1 protein-coding gene is annotated in these 485 nt (G+C 33.8%); it reads left to right on the plus strand.

The genetic code is table 11. The features are described 5' to 3' along the window. Positions 1-76 precede the first annotated feature (76 nt). Complete coding sequence (locus tag H3S73_RS13590) at positions 77-469, plus strand: hypothetical protein (RefSeq protein WP_198236989.1); 393 nt, start codon at positions 77-79, stop codon at positions 467-469. The last annotated feature ends 16 nt before the right edge of the window (positions 470-485 follow it).

Genomic DNA, 485 nt, shown 5'->3' on the forward strand with positions numbered 1-485 from the left:
TCGTGTCCGGGAAGAGACTTTAAGAAAGTTTATACCATTAAAGTTGAAGAATAGTATCAGAATTGGTTTAGATTTTATGAAAAAAATACGATATTATTTAATGTTAATCATTGGACTTTTTCTGATTACTGCTCTTACCGGTTGTTTTTGTATGGAAAAAATGGAAGTTCTACCTAAATCGTTACCCAATGCCACATTGGGTAATCCCTATTATGCTAAAATTGAAGTTTTTGGTGGCCACGCTAATCGCCATGACTTTTACTATGATATCCAACCAGAAAAATCCGGACTTGAATTATCTCCTACTGATTTTGGAACAGAATATGTTTCCTATAATGATCTTGAAGTAAAGGGAACACCTAAAGTTACAGGGACAATCACAATAAAACTTTATGGAGGCACTTACGGTACAATGTCGTGTCCGGGAAGAGACTTTAAGAAAGTTTATACCATTAAAGTTGAAGAATAGTATCAGAATTGGTTTA

The sequence above is a fragment of the Gilliamella sp. B14384G12 genome (assembly GCF_016101825.1).
GTDB lineage: Bacteria > Pseudomonadota > Gammaproteobacteria > Enterobacterales > Orbaceae > Gilliamella > Gilliamella apicola_N.

What these genes read in the sequence shown, in the direction of transcription:
- H3S73_RS13590 (WP_198236989.1), top strand. Translation starts at nt 77, where the DNA reads ATGAAAAAAATACGATATTATTTAATGTTAATCATTGGACTTTTTCTG.